This is a genomic window from Pseudochelatococcus lubricantis, assembly GCF_011762225.1.
In the GTDB taxonomy this organism is placed as follows: Bacteria; Pseudomonadota; Alphaproteobacteria; order Rhizobiales; family Beijerinckiaceae; genus Pseudochelatococcus; species Pseudochelatococcus lubricantis.
Genome location: NZ_JAASQI010000004.1, coordinates 239,923 through 253,937, shown reverse-complemented (window position 1 = coordinate 253,937; position 14,015 = coordinate 239,923). Strand labels below are relative to the sequence as shown.

The window sequence follows — 14,015 nt, the reverse complement described above, 5'->3', positions numbered from 1 at the left end:
CGGTTACGGGCTGGCGAAAGGCTCGGTCGGGCTTTTCGCGGGCTCAGTGAACCAGTCCGGGCCATCCTCGGTCATGCAGATGTGGTCTTCCAGCCGGATGCCGAAGGCGCCCGGCACCACGATCATCGGCTCCACGGAGAAGCACATCCCCGCTTCCAGCGCCATGCGGTTGCCGCGCACGATGTAGGGCGGCTCGTGAATGTCGAGACCGAGGCCGTGGCCCGCCCGGTGTGGCAGGCCGGGAAGCCGGTATCCGGGCCCGAGGCCGCCGGCCTCGATGACGCGCCGCGCGGCGGCGTCCAGCGCTTCGGCCGCCGCGCCGATCCGCGCGGCCGCGAACACGGCCTCCTGCGCCGCCCGCTCCAGCGCCCAGATGCGCGCCACGTCCGGCGTGGGCTCATCGAGCGTGTAAGTACGCGTGAGGTCGGAATGGTAGCCATCGATGCGGCAGCCGGTGTCGACCAGAATGACGTCGCCGGCGTGGAGCGTCTGCTCGCCGTCCGCGCCATGGGGTAGCGCCGTCGCCTTGCCGAAGGAGACGATGCAGAACGACGAGCCCTCCGGCGCGCCAAGCGCGCGGTGCTGCTCGTCGATGAAGCGCACCGCCTCCGAAGCCCGGATGCCGGGTTTCATGAGGGCGTGTGCGCGGCGGTGGACTTCGAGCGTCAGCCCCATGGCGTGGCGGATGATCGCGATCTCTGCGGCGGACTTGCGCAGGCGCAGGCTCCGCAGCAGCGGCGCGCCTTCCACGATGCGCTCCGCTCCCAGCGCGGCGGCGAGCGGGTAAAAGGCGAACAGGGGCAGCGTGTCGTCCAGCGCCACCTTGCCGGCGGGTCCGGCCAGACTGGCAACGAGAGCGGCCGCGTCCTCGTGTTCCTCCCACGTCGCAATGTCACCCGCGACGTGTGGAAGGGTTTCGACGCGCGAACGCTCGAACCCCGGCACGATATAGACGAGGCGTGTCGGCAGCACCAGCGCGCCCAGCAGGCGCTCGCTGGGGTGCCAGACCAGCCCGGTGAAGTAGCGCATGCTCTCCGAGGCGCCGAGCAGCACCGCCTCCACGCCCGACGCCTGCATGAGGGTGCGCAGGCGTTCCAGACGCTGCGCGTATTCCGCCGGGGCGATGGGCGGCACGGGATGCGGCCAGTCCGCAGTCATGGTGTGTATCCTCACGTGGGCCGCAGGGCGACGAGTTCGTCGTGCAGCGGCTTTGGAATGCTCACCCCGCCGGCGAGGCTGCGCCGGCGCGCCTCGTAACGGCGCTGCGAGGGCAGGCGCGCGCCCTGTTCGACGATGGCGCCGAACATCTTTTCCGCCCGGTCGATGTGCCGGGGCGCATCCACGCCAAGGAACACTGCCGGATCGAGGGCGAGAATCAGTTCGCCGTGGCAGGGCGCGGCGCGCGCGCCGTCGTCGAAGGCCATGGATTCGGCGCTCGTCATGTCGCCGATGAGGGGGCCCGCCAGCAGCTCGATCATGGCAGCGAGGGCAGACCCCTTGTGCCCTCCGAAGGTGAGCATCGCCCCCGCGAGCGCGGCCTCCGCGTCGGTGGTGGGGGTGCCTTCGCCGTCGATCGCCCAGCCCTCCTGGAGCGGCTTGCCGGCGCGTCGGTGCAGCTCGATATCGCCGCGGGCGATGACGCTTGTCGCGAAATCGAACACGAATGGCGTGCCGTCGGGGCGCGGCCAGGCGAAGGCGATGGGGTTGGTGCCGAATACGGGTTTCGTTCCGCCGGCGGGCGCGACCCAGCTATGGCTCGGCGTGAGCGCCAGGGCGACGACGCCTTCCGCCGCGATGGCCTCCACCTCCGGCCACAGGGCGGAGAAATGGAAACAGTTGTTGATGGCGAGCGCCGCGATGCCCTGCCGGCGGGCCTTCTCCACGAGTTTCGGCCGGCCGAGCGCGAAGGCCAACGGCGAGAAGCCAAAATGCGCGTCGACCCGCACGACGCCCGGTGCGTGGTCGACCACGTCCGGCACGGCCTGCGGATCGACCTTGCCGGCGCGGATGGAGTGGACGACCCCGGGCAGCCGGTAAAGCCCGTGGGAATGGCACTCGTCACGCTGGCCGGCGATCACGACGTCGGCGATGGCCTGCGCGTGGGGTTCGGAAAGCCCGGCCGCGCGCAGGATGTCGAGCCCCAGCGCGCGGGCCTCGTCGAGCGAGAGGACGACGTGGTCGGTCATGGCGAGTTCTTCCTCCGGTCATTGTCGATGCATGGCTGCCGCGTCGGGCGTCATGCCGGCCGATTGTCGGCCAGATGTCGGACGGGCGTCAACCGGTACACGCCCGCCCCGCGGCGGCGGCGCCCTGCGCGGTGATTTTCATGGCATCTTCACAGCACGGATTTGAGGAAGTCGATGGTCTCCGGCATCTGCGGGTTGCCGATGACCTCCCGCGCGGGGCCGATTTCGTGGATGACGCCCTTGTGGAAGAAGGCCACACGATCCGACACGTCGCGCGCGAAGCGGATTTCGTGGGTGACGAGGATCATGGTCATGCCTTCGTCGGACAGCATCCTGAGTGTGTCGAGCACCTCACCCACGAGCTGGGGATCGAGCGCCGAGGTCACCTCGTCGAACAGCATGTAGTCGGGCGACATGGCGAGCGCCCGCGCGATCGCCATGCGCTGCTGCTGGCCACCCGACAGCTTCGAGGGATAGACGGAGAGCTTCTCGCCGAGGCCCACATGCCGGAGGTTCTTGGCGGCAATTTCCTCCGCCTCCCGCCGGCCCTTGCCGAGCACCTTGCGCGGCGCCAGCATCACGTTTTCCAGCACGGTGAGATGCGGGAAGGCGTTCCACTGCTGGAACACGATGCCGATCCTGCGTCGCAGCCTGTTGAGGTCGGTGCCGGGGGCATGCACGTCCGTGCCGTCGACGAGGATGCGCCCGCCCTGGATCGGCTCCAGCCCGTTGATGCACATCAGCAGCGTCGACTTGCCGGAACCCGATCCGCCGATGATGGACAGCACCTCGCCCTTCTGCACGGCGAGGCTGACACCCTTCAGCACCTCAAGCGGCCCGAAGGATTTGCGTACGTTTTCGATTTCAATCATTTTCGTGCCACCGCTTTTCAAGGCGCGCGCCGAGGCGGGCAACGGGAAAGCTCATCAGGAAGTAGATCAGGCCGGCGACGGAGAGCACGAGCAGCGGCTCCTGAAGGCGCGTAACCACGATCTGCGAGGCGCGCAGCAACTCGACGATGCCGATCCACAGCACCAGCGCCGTGTCCTTCATCACGCTGAGCACGAGGCCGATCCAGTTCGGCAGCGCCACGCGCAGCGCCATCGGAAAGACGATATGCGCGAGATCCTGCCTGTAGGTCATGCCGAGGGAGCGCGCCGCGCGCCGGGTGGTGGCGGGAACGGCGAGGATGCCGCCGCGCACGATCTCCGAGCAGTAGGAGGCCGTGTAAAGCGACAGCATCACGCAGGCCACCGTGAAGGCGGAGGCGTTCACCCCGATGATGGACTTGAACGAGTTCGCCAGCACGAACTGGATCAGCAGCGGCACGGAGCGCAGCACATCGAGCACGGCACCGAGCGGCGCGTTGAGCCACCACGGCAGCGTGGTGCGCGCCAGGCCGAACGCCATGCCGAGGATCGTGCCGCCCAGCATGGCCCAGGCCGTGATGGACAGCGTGACGCCCGCGCCCTTGAGCATGAAGAGGATGTCGTTCCATCCGAGGTTGGTTTCGAGCATCGCGTCCTCCCTCAGTAGCGGAACAGGCGCCAGGCCAGCAGGCGCGCCGAGAGGGTGATGAATTTCGCCATCAGGTAGTAGATGACGGCGGCGAACAGGAAATATTCGAAGGTGCGGAAGGTACGCACGTTCAGTTCCTGCGTCACGCCGGTGAGGTCGGTGTTGAGACCTACCGTCACGCCGAGCGATGTCATCAGCAATGCCCAGACCATCTGGTTCGTCAGCGGATAGAACACGATGCGGAACATCTGCGGAAGCACCACGAGGCGGAAGGCCTGCGTGGCGCCCATGCCGAGCGACCGGGCCGCGCGCGTCTGCGTCTCGGGAATGGCGTTGAGGCCGCCCCGGAACGATTCCGCCAGATAGCCGGCGTTGTTGAAGGAGATGCCGACGAGCAGCGAGGCGTAGGAGTCTAGGTGGATGCCGAGCGAGCCGAGGCCGAAGTAGGTCATGTAGACCTGAAACAGCGCCGGCGTGTTGCGGGCAAGTTCGACCCAGCCGGTGGCGAAACCGTAAAAGAGGCGGTTGTCCGACCGCCGTCCCAGCGCGAGCACGACGGCAATTGCCGTGCCGATCACGAGCGAGAGGACGGCTATCTGAAGCGAGACGAGAGCGCCTTCGAACATCCGGGGCAGCGCATTGAACGCCGGCCGCCAGTGAAAGGTATAGTTGAACATGGCGCGCTACCATTCCGTGGCCGCGTTTTCGGACCGGCCGGGCAAAACCGGTGCCCGGCCGGCGGCGATCGCATCAGTAGTAGACGCCGGGAACGGTCAGGCCGGGCAGGTCGCCGCCCACCCACTTGTCGAACAGTTCCTTATAGCGGCCCGTGCGCACCTGCTGATGCACGAACAGGTTGAGATAGTTGAGCAGGCCGTATTCCTGCCGCAGCGCGATCAGCGACACGAAATCGGTGACGTAGCCGGAATCGCCGCCCACGACGAAGCCCTTGAATCGGCCGGACTTGACGGTGGCCTGCGCCACCGTGTTGGTGACGACGGTGGCCTCGATCTGGCCCTGCGAGAGCGCGAGGAAGACGTCGGCCTGCGTCTGGTAGCTGCGGAAGGATCCCTTGGAATCGTTCCACTTCTTGACATCGGCCTCAAGGGCGATGGCCTCGTAGGTGCCGGCGGTGGAGCCGACCTTGCGGCCCTTGAGCGATTCGTAGGAATCGATGTTGCTGCCCTCCTTCGTCAGCACCACCATCTTGAATGCGAAGTAGGGAATGGAGAAACCGATGGTCTTGGCGCGCTCCAGCGTATCGGAGGTGGAGGCCACGCCGACATCCGCGCGTCCCGAAACGAGCGCGGGAACGCGGTCCGGGAAGGGCGTCTCGACGATCTCGGCCTCGACGCCGAGGATTTTCGCCAGATCGTTGCAGGTATCGACGTCGAAACCGATGGGGTTGTTGCTCTCGTCGCGCGAGCCCATGGGTGGGAAGTCGAGCGTAACGGCGCAGCGCAGTTTGCCCGATGCGATAATATCGTCAAGCTTATCGGCGTATGCCGGTGCGGCAATCGCGAGGCTTACGACGGCGGCGAACAGTCCGGTCCTGAAATTCATCATATTTTTTCCCTTGCTCTGGAGTTTTTGAAGCTCCGGGAATGCGTGCCCCGGCGCCTGTTTGGCAGAATTTAGCATCTTTTATACTATTTCAACATCAAAATAGACCTTTCCACCAATGGTCTCGAACGCAGCCGAAGCCGCCGGGCGCGGTCTTCAGAAACGTCCGGCCGAGAACGGCGCGATATCGATCGGCTGCGGATTGCCGTCGAGGAAGTTGGCGACGAGCTGCGCCGTCGCCGCCGCTTGCGTGAGGCCGAGGTGACCGTGCCCGAAGGCGTAGATCACCCGGCCGTCGCGGCTCGCCGTGCCGATGACGGGGAGCGAGTCCGGGATGGAGGGACGGAAGCCCATCCACCGCCGGGCCGGTGCGTCGGGGTTGAAGCCGGGCAGGAAGCGGCGCAGCCGCTGCGCGACGGCCAGCGTGCGCCTGTGGTCGGCCGGCGCGTCCAGCCCGGCGAACTCCACCGCCCCGCCGACCCGGTCGCCAATGGCGAGCGGCGTCGTGACGAAGCCTTCGCCCTCGAACATGACCGGCCGGCCGAGGCCGAAGGTTCCCGGTTGATAGGTTGCGTTGTAGCCGCGTTCCGTGTCGAGCGGAACGGCATCGCCGAGTTGCGCCGCCAGCGGCCTGGACCACGCGCCGGCCGCGACAACCACCCGGTCGGCGCCGAGCGGCTCGGCGTCCGCAAGCCGCATGTCCACGCCGTCCGGCGCAGGGACGATACCGTTGACCTGCCCCGATATGAAACGCACTCCCCGCCCGACGGCCTGGCGAAGCAGGTCTGCCGCCAATATCGCCGGATCGGAGACATGGCAGCCGGCCGGATAGAGGGCGGCGGCCTCCACGTTGCGCAGCGCCGGCTCGATCGCCGCGAGATCGCCCGGGCCGAGTTCTTGCACATCGATGCCAAGCGCACGCTGGCTGGCCAGAACGCCGCTCGCGCGGGCGAAATCCGCCCGGTTGCGCCAGACGGAGAGGATGCCCTGCTCGCGCAGGTGGTAGTCGAGACCGCGCTGCGCCAGCAATGTCTTCCACGCCGGCAGCGCGAGCGCGTTGAGGGAGCGGATGGCGTGCGATCCGGCCGCGATCCGGTCCGCGCCGGATGCCGCGAGAAAGCGCAGCAGCCACGGCACGAGCTGCGGCAGGTAGGCCGGCCGGATCGACAGCGGGCCGAGCGGGTCTGCCAGCCAGCGCGGCAACTGGCGCCACACCTTCGGCGACGCGAGGGGCATGATATCGAGATGGGCGATCCAGCCCGCGTTGGCGTCCGTCGCGCGGCCCTCGCGGCCTTCCTTGTCGACGATGGTGACATCGTGACCGCGGTCGAGTGCGGCGTGGGCGGCCGCAATGCCGACGATGCCGGCTCCGACAATGGTTACGCGCATGATCCCCCTTGCCTGCCTTCTGGCTCAACGAAGCAACGGATATGCCTGAAAGCGCTTCATTCCGATCGGTTACGACGAAACTTGCGCATCGACGACCTGGAACCCGTGGGCGAACGGGTCCCGCCCGTCGATCACGATTGTATTGAATCCCGTCACCCGCGCCCATCCTTCTATGGAGGGAATGATCGCATCGTGTTCGCCGACTTTCGCGCGTCCCTCGATGCGGCCGGTGAAGAGCGAGCCGATGATGCTTTCGTGCACGAAAGCCTCGCCCTCCCGCAAGGCACCGCGCGCCGCAAGATGCGCCATGCGTGCCGAGGTGCCGGTGCCGCAGGGCGACCGATCGATGGCCTTGTCGCCGTAGAACACCGCGTTGCGCGCCGTGCCGTTCGGCGTCTGCGGCCTGCCGGTCCACATCACATGGGTGAGGCGGTCGATGGCCGGGTTTTCCGGATGGGCGATCCGGTAGCGGGCGTTGAAGGCGCTGCGGATGCGCGGACTGAGGCGCAGGATATCGGAAGGCTCGATGTCCGCAACGTCCGTGTAGTTTTCCTGGGCCTCGATGATGGCGTAGAAATTGCCGCCGTAGGCGACGTCGACCGTGATCCGGCCGAGGCCTTCGATGTCGAGTTCGTAACCGGTTCCGTAAAGGAACGATGGCACGTTGGTGATGCGCACGCTCTCGACGAAGGGGCCGTTCTGCTCGTAGCGCGCCTCGACGGGACCCGCCGGCGTGTCGAGCCGCAGCAGGCCCGGCGTGCGCGGCTGGATCAGCCCGTTTTCGAGGGCGATCGTCACTGTGCCGATTGTGCCGTGTCCGCACATCGGCAGGCAGCCCGAGGTTTCGATGAACAGCACGCCCGTATCGCAGTCCGGTCGGGTCGGCGGGTAGAGGATCGAGCCGGACATCATGTCATGCCCACGCGGCTCGAACATCAGGCCGGTGCGGATCCAGTCGTATGCGGCGAGGAAATGCTGGCGGCGCTCGAACATCGTCGCGCCTTCGAGCCGCGGTATGCTGCCGCCCGCGACGACCCGCACCGGATTGCCGCAGGTGTGACCGTCGATACAGAAGAAAGTGTGACGCGACATGGCTGCGCTCACTGTTCGAAAAAGGAACCATTCGGCGACAGGCGGGATGCGAACCCGCCGGTCTTCGGGATCGTTTCCGGCCGCGGCCGGTCTCGGCTCACAGGCCGGCGCCGGGCCATTCCGGATGGAACTGCCTTGTGACGGCCGGGGTGGCGCCTTGCTGGCCGGTCTGCGATGCCATTGTTTTTCTCCCTGGAAGTTTTCTTGAGCGACCATATTGTAGATTGTATAAAATATCCCGTGTCAAGCGAATCCGTCAATTCGTGGTATGCAGGCGTTTCCTCTCGCATCGGGCATATGATCGATGGCAGTCAAAAGCGGTTCGACAAAAAGCACTTCGGCGCGGACCAGCGCCCGCAACGCGGCGCAGCCGCCGCGGGCGTCCGCATCCCGGCTTTCCACACCTGAAGGGTCGCTTGCGGCCACCGCCGTGCCGGCAAGGCCGGTGCGCAAGACGCTGGAGCACAGGACCATATCGGCCGCAGTGGCGGGCGAACTGCGCCAGCGCATCGTCGACGGCCAGTTTCCCGCCGGTTTCCAGTTGCGGCAGGATGCGCTGGCGGCGGAATTCGGGGTGAGCCGCATCCCGGTGCGCGAAGCGCTCATGCAGCTTGAGGCGGACGGGCTCGTCAAGATCCACCCGCATCGCGGCGCCATCGTCGTGGCGCTGTCTCCGGCGGAGATCCTCGAACTGTTCGAGCTGCGCGCCCTGTTGGAGCCGCGCCTGCTGCGCACGTCCGCGCCGCATCTCACACCCGCCGATTACGAGCGGCTGCGCGATATCCTGCACGAATACAGCGTGGAACTGCGCGCGAAGCGCGCCAGCCGTTGGGGCGAACTCAACTGCGCGTTTCACATGCTTCTCTACAGCCACGCCGGACAGCCGCGCGCCCTGGCGATCGTCGCCAATCTGCTGCAGGAATGCGACCGGCACACGCGCATCCAGCTTTCCTTCTCTGGCAATCCGGAGCGGGCGGAAGCCGAGCACGCCGGAATCCTGCGCCGGTGTGCCGACGGCGACATCGACGGCGCGTGCGCCCTGCTGGAGGAGCATATCGGGAGTGTCAGCCGGTCGCTGCTCGACCGGCTGGTGACGGATGCGGCAGCCGACGGCCGGCCGGCGGCGTAGCTCCCGCCGCCGATGCCGCCGTTACGCCGCACCCTGCAGGATATCGGCAAGGAGGGGCGCATCGATGTTGCCGCCCGACAGCACGACCCCGACTTTCCTGCCGCGCATCTTTTCCTTTTCCTGAAGCAGCGCGGCGAGGGCCGCCGCGCCCGCGCCCTCCGCCACGTTATGGGTGGCGGTGAACAGGATGCGGATGGCCTCGCGCACTTCGTCATCGCTGACGGCCACGATCCGGTCCGCGCCTCTCGCGTAGATGGCGAATGCCTCTTCCACGGGCGTCCGGACGGCGAGTCCGTCCGCAATGGTGTCGGCGGAGTCTGTCGCCGTGAGCCGCCCGCTCTCGAACGACAGCTTGGCCCCCGCGGCCTCGGTCGACACCACGCCCACCACCTTTGTCCGCAGGCCGAGCGCATCGCGCGCGGCGATCACGCCGCAGATGCCGGAGCCGCAGCCTACGGGCACGTAGACGGTATCGAGGTCAGTTGCGGCTGCGAACAGCTCCAGCGCATAGCTGGCGACGCCGCGCACGATCTCCCGGTGAAACGGCGGCACCGGGAAGAGATTTTCGCTTGATGCGAGCCGGGCAGCCTCGCCGCGCGCGGCATCGAAATCCGCGCCGAAGGTGACGACATCCGCGCCGAACGCACGCATGGCCGCGTTCTTGCCGGGCGAGTTGCCGTGGGGCACGACGATGGTCGCCCGCAACCCGGCGGCGGTCGCGGCGCGCGCCTGGCTCTGGCCGTGGTTGCCGCGCGTGGCGGTGACGATGCCTTGCACGCCGGGCTGCGTGCGCTTCACCCAGTCGATGAAGGTGATGCCGCCGCGCACCTTGAAGGCGCCCGTCGGCGTATGGTTCTCGTGCTTGACGATGACAGTCGCGCCGGTGCATTCGTCGAGGAGCGGCCAGCTATACTGCGGCGTGGGCGGCATGTGCCGGTAGACGAGGCTCGCCGCCTCGATGAGATCGTTTTTGCCAAACATGACGGTTTCCGGATAGGGTGTGTCTCGCGCCGAATGTGGCGTCGTGTCGTTGGCCGGTCTTTCAGAAAAATGACATCGAATGACAGGGCATCTCGTGGCGGGGCGGGCCGTCTCCCGGCGGGCGAGCCGGCGCGGTTGTTCGTCTGCGGCGGCGCGCGCCTCGAACTGCTGCCCGCCCGCCCCTACGAAGCCCGCTACGTGGCGGAGACGGACGGCGTCGGTTTCGCGTTCGATCTGCAGCGGGGTGTGCATGCTTTCGGCAGCGACCGGCCGAGCGCGTTCCACACGCGCCCCAACAGCGTGGCCTTTGTGCCGAGAGGCTGCGACGTCTATTCCCGTTCGCCCGAGGGCGGCGAATATCTCGTCGTGGCGCTGCAGTCGTCGCCTGAAACGCCGCTCGCGAACGCCGCACGTTTCACCGATGCCATTCTGCCCGCCGCCGTCGCGGCGGCGCATCGGCTGCGCGCCCGCCTGCTGGAGGAAGCCGTCGAGCCGCTGCTTGTTGAGGAGGGTGTGCACGACCTGCTGGAGCGGGTGGCGCTTCAGGCCTTTCCGGCGCCGTGCCGCCGCGCGGCAGAGCGCTGGATGACGCCGGCGCGGCTGCGCACCGTCAGCGACATGATCGAGGCGCGTCTCGACGGGCCGCTGGCGGTGGAAGACCTCGCATCCGCGCTCGGCCTTTCCGCCGGCTTCTTCACCCGCGCGTTCCGGGCGGCGACCGCGCGCAGCCCGCACAGCTATGTCATCGACCGCCGCATCGCGCGGGCGCGCCGGCTGTTGCTGACATCCCGCCAGGGGCTCGCCGGGATCGCCCTCGCGGCGGGCTTCTCGTCGCACGCGCACATGACGGCGACGTTCCGCGAGCGGCTTGGCATTTCGCCGGCAGAATTCCGGCGGCGGCACGCGCCGGATGGCGGCGGGCGGCTCAGGTGATTTGCAGCGAGCCTCTGGCGTTCATCAGCAGATCGACCACGTCCGCAGCCGTGATGATGGTGTAGCGCGGGTCCATTTGCGCGGCGTCGAGGCCGTTGTGAATCATGCAGGAACCGCAGATGGCGATGCGGCCGCCGCCGTCGAGGAACTTCCGCAGCAGGTCGCTGACGGGCTCGAAGGGCGCGCCGATGGCCATGCCCTGCGTCGCGTCGGGCTTGCCGAGTTGCACCGCCTCGACCATCAGGATGATGACGGCGCTGTGACCCTTCGTCAGCGCGTTCACCGCCATGGTGAAGGCGACGGTCACCTTCTCCGGGTTGCCTGCGCCATCGAAAATCGTGGCGACGAATTCGGCAGTTTTCATGATGCGTTGTCCTCGTCGGGCGTTGGAGCGCTGTCCGGCCGGTTGTCTCCTGCATGGCCGGAATATTCGTTTCGTAATATATATTGCGTATTTTTGCAATCAAATATATGAAACAAAATCGGCAGTCACGCGAGGGAAGGAGCCACCATGTCAGCCGTCGAAAACCGCAATGTCGTTCTCGTGCAGGAAAGCGGTCACGGGCCTTATGGTCAGTTCGTCAGCATCGGTCAGCACATCATGGGTGCGGACGAGCCCGGCGCCGTGGGCGGGCACAATACGGGGCCGGATCCGTTCGAGTTCGTGCTCGCCGGCATCGGGGCCTGCACGGTGATGACGATCCGCATGTACGCGAACCGGAAGAAGTGGCCGCTCGACGACGTGCGTGTCTCGGTGCGTCACGTCCGCGCCGCCACGGGCGGCGAAGGCGGCGTGCGGCATGCGGTGGAGCGTACGATCTCCCTCGCCGGCGCGCTGGACGACGAGCAGCGCGCGGCGCTGATGGCGATCGCCGAAAGGTGTCCGGTCAGCCTGGCGCTGGAAACAGGCATGGAAATCACATCAATTGCAGGGTAAATAGGGAGGCGAACCGGGCCACAGCGTCATCGCTTGAGCGGTGCATCGAATTTTCCGGGAAACGGTGTCCGTTTTCCGGTCTGATGTCCGGAGGGGATTTCTGGCGTTCCGTCAGCCGCTTCGATGGCCTCACGAACGCGCATCGGGTGAGAGAGACCATTATGGCGGCAGAGGCGCTGGCGCGCAGAAACATTCTTGTCCTTACGCTGGCGCAGTCACTCGGTGCGGCGGGGCCGCCGATCATCATCTCGCTCGGCGGTATCGTCGGCCAGATGCTGTCGCCCGACGCCGCGCTGGCGACGCTGCCGGTGAGCCTCTACAGCCTGGGCCTCGCCATGGGCACCATCCCGGCCGCCCTCATCATGCGCCGTTTCGGGCGGCGGAGCGGCTATCTGCTCGGCGCGGCCATCGGCGTGTTCTCGGGGCTGGTGGCGACGCTCGGCATCGTGCTGGCCGCCTTCGTGGTCTTCTGTCTCGGCACCTTCATGGCCGGTTTCTATGGCGCGTATGTGCAGAGCTACCGCTTCGCGGCGGCCGACGCGGCGACGGGCGCGCTCAAGGCCAAGGCCATCTCGTGGGTGATGATCGGCGGTCTCGCGGCGGCGGTGATCGGGCCGCAGCTCGTCATCTGGACGCGCGATGCCTTTCCCGCCGCGCCTTTCGCGGGAAGCTTCCTCAGCCAGTCGGCGCTGGCGCTGCTGGCACTGCCGGTGCTCACGCTGCTGCGCACGCCGCCGGCCTCGTCCGCGCCGGCGGGCGCCGCGCATGCCGCCAACGGCCGCTCGTTGCGCGAACTCCTGCTCTCGCCACGCCTGATGCTGGCTATCGCCGCGGGTATCGTATCCTATGCGCTGATGAGTTTCGTGATGACGGCGGCGCCGATCGCCATGGTCGGCTGCGGCTTCACGGTGGGGGAGGCGGCGCTCGGCATCCAGTGGCATGTGCTGGCGATGTTCGCGCCGAGTTTCGTCACGGGCAACCTCATGACCCGCTTCGGCAAGGAGCGGGTGACGGCACTCGGCCTGCTGCTTATCGCGGCTTCCGGCGCGGTGGCGCTGATGGGGCTGGAACTCGCCCACTTCTGGATTTCGCTCATCCTGCTCGGCGTGGGCTGGAACTTCGGCTTCATCGGCGCCACCGCCATGGTGACGGACTGCCACACACCGGAGGAACGCGGGCGGGTGCAGGGCGTCAACGATTTCCTGATCTTCGGCACGGTCGCCGCCGCCTCGTTCTCCGCCGGCACCCTGCTGACGGCCTCCGGATGGGAGCTGATCAACTGGCTGGTGTTTCCGGCGGTCGCCCTCGTGCTCGTGCCGCTGCTGTGGCGGCTGCCCGCGGTGCGGGCGACCTGACGGCCTATCTCACGACGGCGATGGCGAAGCCGTCCCATCCCTTGCCGCCGACGGTCTGGATCGCGCTCGCCACCAGACGGGGTTCGGCCGCGACCATGTCGAAGAACCGGCGAGTACCCTGCACGCGAGGGTCCGGGCTGTCTGGATCGGCGATTGCCCCGTCGCGCACGACATTGTCGCAGATGATGACGGTGCCGGGGCGGGAGAGCCTGAGCGCCCATTCGAGATAGGCCGGGTTGTTCTCCTTGTCAGCGTCGACGAAGACGAGGTCGAACGGCGCTTCCCCGGCGAGCTGCGGCAGGGTTTCGAGCGCCGGGCCGACGCGCAGGTCCACGACGTCCTGCAGGCCGGCCCTGCCGATATTCTCCCGCGCCACGGCGGCGTGCGCCGCATCGGCCTCCAGCGTCACCAGCCTGCCGCCCTCGCCGAGGGCGCGCGCCAGCCAGATCGTGCTGTAGGCACCGAGCGTGCCGATTTCCAGAATACGGCGCGCGCCGACCATCAGCGCGAAGATGTGCAGCAGCCTGCCCTGATTCGGTGCGACATCGATCGCCGGCAGACCGGCCGCCGCGTTGGCGCGCAGCACCTCGTCCAGAACCGGGTCGGTGGGAACGAGCCTGTCGATGAGGTAGTCGTCGACTTCGGTCCAGAGGTCCGTCATTGCGCCCATCCTGAATGTTGTGCCGCCGGCTGACGGCACGATAACGGCTAGCATAATACAGGTGCATCGTAGAGTGTTTCTGTCAAAGACAGAAACACTCCAGCATTTGCCCGTGGCAGAAATAGCTTCGCTTTTTCAACGCTTGAACGCCGCGCGGGCTCAAGAGTTTTTAGCTTTTTGATTCGATCAAAATGAGAAAAACTCTGACATATCTCGTCGTGAGGCCCGGTACTCTTGCGGCCCGATGCTCTTGCGGCCGGGCAGGCGAGGG

The 14,015-nt window shown here is 67.1% G+C and carries 15 protein-coding genes; 4 read left to right on the top strand and 11 right to left on the bottom strand.

All coding sequences use genetic code 11. The features are described 5' to 3' along the window. Nucleotides 1-3 precede the first annotated feature (3 nt). From FHS82_RS10465 to FHS82_RS10430, 8 genes are all read right to left on the bottom strand, one after another. Nucleotides 4-1,158 carry a M24 family metallopeptidase gene (locus FHS82_RS10465; protein ID WP_166952119.1) on the bottom strand — a complete coding sequence of 385 codons (1,155 nt, stop codon included), beginning with the start codon at nt 1,156-1,158 and terminating at the stop codon, nt 4-6. A gap of 11 nt (nt 1,159-1,169) precedes the next feature. After that, nucleotides 1,170-2,186: an Ldh family oxidoreductase gene (locus FHS82_RS10460; RefSeq protein ID WP_166952114.1), complete on the bottom strand. Its 1,017-nt coding sequence runs from the start codon at nt 2,184-2,186 to the stop codon at nt 1,170-1,172. A gap of 149 nt (nt 2,187-2,335) precedes the next feature. Further along, nucleotides 2,336-3,058 carry an amino acid ABC transporter ATP-binding protein gene (locus FHS82_RS10455; protein ID WP_166952107.1) on the bottom strand — a complete coding sequence of 241 codons (723 nt, stop codon included), beginning with the start codon at nt 3,056-3,058 and terminating at the stop codon, nt 2,336-2,338. Further along, nucleotides 3,051-3,704, bottom strand: coding sequence for an amino acid ABC transporter permease (locus tag FHS82_RS10450; RefSeq protein WP_166952102.1), 654 nt, complete (start codon nt 3,702-3,704; stop codon nt 3,051-3,053). The genes FHS82_RS10455 and FHS82_RS10450 overlap by 8 nt, the downstream gene beginning before the upstream one ends. A gap of 11 nt (nt 3,705-3,715) precedes the next feature. Further along, nucleotides 3,716-4,381, bottom strand: coding sequence for an amino acid ABC transporter permease (locus tag FHS82_RS10445; protein ID WP_166952097.1), 666 nt, complete (start codon nt 4,379-4,381; stop codon nt 3,716-3,718). A 73-nt stretch (nt 4,382-4,454) separates the two neighbouring features. Further along, on the bottom strand, nt 4,455-5,267 hold the full coding sequence (locus FHS82_RS10440; protein ID WP_208394182.1) for an ABC transporter substrate-binding protein: 813 nt from the start codon (nt 5,265-5,267) through the stop codon (nt 4,455-4,457). A gap of 156 nt (nt 5,268-5,423) precedes the next feature. Beyond that, a complete protein-coding gene (locus FHS82_RS10435; protein ID WP_166952085.1) occupies nt 5,424-6,656 on the bottom strand; it encodes an NAD(P)/FAD-dependent oxidoreductase in 1,233 nt (410 codons plus the stop codon). Nucleotides 6,657-6,725: 69 nt separating this feature from the next. Continuing rightward, a complete protein-coding gene (locus tag FHS82_RS10430) occupies nt 6,726-7,748 on the bottom strand; it encodes a 4-hydroxyproline epimerase (RefSeq protein WP_166952081.1) in 1,023 nt (340 codons plus the stop codon). 304 nt (nt 7,749-8,052) lie between these two features. Between FHS82_RS10430 and FHS82_RS10425 the strand changes: the two genes are divergently transcribed. Further along, entirely contained in the window at nt 8,053-8,877 is an 825-nt protein-coding gene (locus FHS82_RS10425) for a GntR family transcriptional regulator (protein ID WP_166952077.1), read from the top strand. A 21-nt stretch (nt 8,878-8,898) separates the two neighbouring features. On the opposite strand, the gene FHS82_RS10420 is transcribed toward FHS82_RS10425, so the two are convergent. Continuing rightward, nucleotides 8,899-9,858 carry a threonine dehydratase gene (locus tag FHS82_RS10420; protein ID WP_166952075.1) on the bottom strand — a complete coding sequence of 320 codons (960 nt, stop codon included), beginning with the start codon at nt 9,856-9,858 and terminating at the stop codon, nt 8,899-8,901. 69 nt (nt 9,859-9,927) lie between these two features. On the opposite strand from FHS82_RS10420, the gene FHS82_RS10415 reads away from it, so the two are divergent. After that, entirely contained in the window at nt 9,928-10,791 is an 864-nt protein-coding gene (locus FHS82_RS10415) for a helix-turn-helix domain-containing protein (RefSeq protein WP_166952073.1), read from the top strand. Here the strand turns inward: FHS82_RS10415 and FHS82_RS10410 are convergent. After that, on the bottom strand, nt 10,784-11,155 hold the full coding sequence (locus FHS82_RS10410; protein WP_166952070.1) for a DsrE family protein: 372 nt from the start codon (nt 11,153-11,155) through the stop codon (nt 10,784-10,786). The two genes, FHS82_RS10415 and FHS82_RS10410, sit on opposite strands and share 8 nt — an antisense overlap. Nucleotides 11,156-11,302: 147 nt before the next feature. Between FHS82_RS10410 and FHS82_RS10405 the strand changes: the two genes are divergently transcribed. Together FHS82_RS10405 and FHS82_RS10400 are read left to right on the top strand one after the other, a co-directional pair. After that, on the top strand, nt 11,303-11,728 hold the full coding sequence (locus FHS82_RS10405) for an OsmC family protein (RefSeq protein ID WP_166952067.1): 426 nt from the start codon (nt 11,303-11,305) through the stop codon (nt 11,726-11,728). Nucleotides 11,729-11,889: 161 nt separating this feature from the next. Beyond that, entirely contained in the window at nt 11,890-13,083 is a 1,194-nt protein-coding gene (locus FHS82_RS10400; RefSeq protein WP_166952565.1) for an MFS transporter, read from the top strand. 4 nt (nt 13,084-13,087) lie between these two features. Here the strand turns inward: FHS82_RS10400 and FHS82_RS10395 are convergent, their stop codons facing one another. After that, nucleotides 13,088-13,744 carry an O-methyltransferase gene (locus FHS82_RS10395; RefSeq protein ID WP_166952064.1) on the bottom strand — a complete coding sequence of 219 codons (657 nt, stop codon included), beginning with the start codon at nt 13,742-13,744 and terminating at the stop codon, nt 13,088-13,090. Between the last annotated feature and the right edge of the window lie 271 nt (nt 13,745-14,015).

Coding starts and splice junctions, on each gene's coding strand:
- FHS82_RS10460 (WP_166952114.1), bottom strand. CDS start 2,186: ATGACCGACCACGTCGTCCTCTCGCTCGACGAGGCCCGCGCGCTGGGG.
- FHS82_RS10465 (WP_166952119.1), bottom strand. CDS start 1,158: ATGACTGCGGACTGGCCGCATCCCGTGCCGCCCATCGCCCCGGCGGAA.
- FHS82_RS10410 (WP_166952070.1), bottom strand. CDS start 11,155: ATGAAAACTGCCGAATTCGTCGCCACGATTTTCGATGGCGCAGGCAAC.
- FHS82_RS10395 (WP_166952064.1), bottom strand. CDS start 13,744: ATGACGGACCTCTGGACCGAAGTCGACGACTACCTCATCGACAGGCTC.
- FHS82_RS10445 (WP_166952097.1), bottom strand. CDS start 4,381: ATGTTCAACTATACCTTTCACTGGCGGCCGGCGTTCAATGCGCTGCCC.
- FHS82_RS10400 (WP_166952565.1), top strand. CDS start 11,890: ATGGCGGCAGAGGCGCTGGCGCGCAGAAACATTCTTGTCCTTACGCTG.
- FHS82_RS10435 (WP_166952085.1), bottom strand. CDS start 6,656: ATGCGCGTAACCATTGTCGGAGCCGGCATCGTCGGCATTGCGGCCGCC.
- FHS82_RS10415 (WP_166952073.1), top strand. CDS start 9,928: ATGACATCGAATGACAGGGCATCTCGTGGCGGGGCGGGCCGTCTCCCG.
- FHS82_RS10455 (WP_166952107.1), bottom strand. CDS start 3,058: ATGATTGAAATCGAAAACGTACGCAAATCCTTCGGGCCGCTTGAGGTG.
- FHS82_RS10420 (WP_166952075.1), bottom strand. CDS start 9,858: ATGTTTGGCAAAAACGATCTCATCGAGGCGGCGAGCCTCGTCTACCGG.
- FHS82_RS10430 (WP_166952081.1), bottom strand. CDS start 7,748: ATGTCGCGTCACACTTTCTTCTGTATCGACGGTCACACCTGCGGCAAT.
- FHS82_RS10450 (WP_166952102.1), bottom strand. CDS start 3,704: ATGCTCGAAACCAACCTCGGATGGAACGACATCCTCTTCATGCTCAAG.
- FHS82_RS10440 (WP_208394182.1), bottom strand. CDS start 5,267: ATGAATTTCAGGACCGGACTGTTCGCCGCCGTCGTAAGCCTCGCGATT.
- FHS82_RS10425 (WP_166952077.1), top strand. CDS start 8,053: ATGGCAGTCAAAAGCGGTTCGACAAAAAGCACTTCGGCGCGGACCAGC.
- FHS82_RS10405 (WP_166952067.1), top strand. CDS start 11,303: ATGTCAGCCGTCGAAAACCGCAATGTCGTTCTCGTGCAGGAAAGCGGT.